This is a genomic window from Propionimicrobium lymphophilum DSM 4903 (genome assembly GCF_000423485.1).
Classification (GTDB): domain Bacteria; phylum Actinomycetota; class Actinomycetes; order Propionibacteriales; family Propionibacteriaceae; genus Propionimicrobium; species Propionimicrobium lymphophilum.
Map to the genome: position 1 here is coordinate 1 of NZ_AUIB01000025.1, position 2,068 is coordinate 2,068.

General features: G+C 58.2%; 3 protein-coding genes. All 3 read left to right on the forward strand.

Annotation, left to right across the window (positions count from 1 at the left end):
- The first annotated feature begins 7 nt into the window (after positions 1-7).
- The gene (locus tag G556_RS0107475) at positions 8-772 is read left to right on the forward strand and encodes a phage antirepressor (protein WP_028822325.1); all 765 of its coding nucleotides are present in this window, start codon (positions 8-10) and stop codon (positions 770-772) included.
- Complete coding sequence (locus G556_RS0107480; protein ID WP_028822326.1) at positions 769-1,206, forward strand: DUF7768 domain-containing protein; 438 nt, start codon at positions 769-771, stop codon at positions 1,204-1,206. The genes G556_RS0107475 and G556_RS0107480 overlap by 4 nt, the downstream gene beginning before the upstream one ends.
- The coding region (locus G556_RS0107485) for a primase alpha helix C-terminal domain-containing protein (RefSeq protein WP_028822327.1) at positions 1,203-2,068 on the forward strand (866 nt) is incomplete at its 3' end. The genes G556_RS0107480 and G556_RS0107485, both read left to right, overlap by 4 nt.

Genomic DNA, 2,068 nt, shown 5'->3' on the forward strand with positions numbered 1-2,068 from the left:
CCCCGCCATGGGAAACCAGATTCAAACATTCACCAACGACGTGTTCGGCACCATCCGCACTATCACCAATGATGGTCAGATCCTTTTCTGCGGCAAGGACGTCGCCGTCGCGCTCGGCTATCAGGATCCGACGAACGCGGTGAAGCTGCACTGCAAGGGGGTGGCAAATTACCACCCCCTTGAGACCGCTGGTGGAATCCAGCAGGTTCGCTTCATTACCGAAGGTGACCTCTACCGCCTCATCATCTCCTCCAAACTCCCGGCAGCACAGAAGTTCGAAGCCTGGGTGTTCGATGAAGTGCTACCGACGATTCGCCGCCACGGCCTCTACGCGATCGACGAGCTGCTGGCTGACGATGAATTCTTGGAGCATGCCATCGCCACGCTGCGGGCCGAGCGGGCCAAGCGCCTCGCCGCAGAGCAAGCCCTTTTGGAGGCGGCACCGAAAGTCTCGTACTACGACGTCGTGCTGCAGTCCGATTCGTTGTTGACGACGACGGCGATTGCGAAGGACTACGGACTCTCCGCGAAGAAGCTCAACCGGATCCTGCGTGATGCTCACGTGCAGTTCCATCAGTCGGGCCGGTGGTTCCTCTACGCCCGCTTCGCCGAGCAGGGCTACACCCAGTCCAAGACTCACGAATACGGCGAAGGCCAGACCCGCACCCACATGTACTGGACCCAGAAGGGGCGCTTGTTCATCTACGACCTGCTCAAGAACAAGCTTGGCATCCTCCCGGTGATTGAGCGTGAAGGTCAGGTGCAAGCATGAGCGCCACGACAGTCGATATTGGGTTTTCGAAGAAAAACACCGAAGGCTATCTGGACCTGACGAGCTACCACGCGCTCAAGAAGCTGCAGCGCGAACAGTTCGGCTACCGGCCCTTGGTTTATATCTGCTCACCGTATTCGGGCGACGTGCAAGCGAACGTGGAGCTCGCCCGCCAATTCTGCGAGCTCGCAGTAGCGGCAGGCAAGATCCCGTTCGCCCCGCATCTGCACTATCCACAGTTCATGGACGACGCCGATCCCGATCAGCGCGAGCTGGCGATGTTCTTCAACCGAGTGCTGCTCGCTAAATGCGAAGCCCTATGGGCATACGTCGGACACGTATCTTCCGGTATGCGCCTAGAAATCGGCTGGGCGCGCGACCTCGAGTTGCCGATTAAGTACTTCGATTCTGATTTCAAGGAGGTCATACCATGACCACGCCTTTCACCTTGTTCGCTGCCGCGGTTACAGGTGTGCAGAACAATAACCACTACCCGAACCCACATCAGGTCATTGACGCGGCATCCCTAGTGGCGGTTGCTGGCTTTGATCATGTGGCCGCCACGTATGTCAATGACCGCCGCTCAACCGCAGCCTTCATGTCCTCGGATTGCGTGGTGATGGATATCGACAACGATCACACCGAAACCCACACCGAGTGGATCACGCCTGAGAAGCTCGGCGAGTTGATGTCTGGTGTGGAGTTCATGACCGCCACCTCCCGCAACCACATGAAGCCGAAGGGTGTGCTCTCCGCCCGGCCACGTTTCCACGTCTACTTCCCAATCCACACGATCACGAACGCGGACGAATACGCGGGATTGAAGCATCGCCTGGCATCGCGCTTTGGTTTCTTTGATCGCAATGCTTTGGATGCCGGTCGCTTCATCTACGGCACCCCTAACCCACAAGTTACGGCGCATGAGGGCGACCAGTTGCTCGATGCATGGCTGGACGCGGCTGACGAGATCGACGTGTTCGCTGCCTTCGATCAGAGCACTTTGGTGATTGGTGAAGGCTCCCGTAATGCCACGCTCTCTCGCTTCGCCGGGCGGGTCCTCATCCGCTACGGGCAGACCGATCAAGCACGAGACCTCTTCGAACGCAAAGCCAACCTCTGCGAACCACCGCTCAACGAGGGCGAATTACAGAAGATCTGGAACTCGGCATGCAGGTTCGCTTCGAAGGTCGCCTCCGACCCGAGCTATCTACCACCAGAGGCGTATGAGGCGTTAGCAGGTTTACGTCCGGATGATTTTTCCGATGTCGGTCAGGCAGACACATTAGCTGGCGAGTA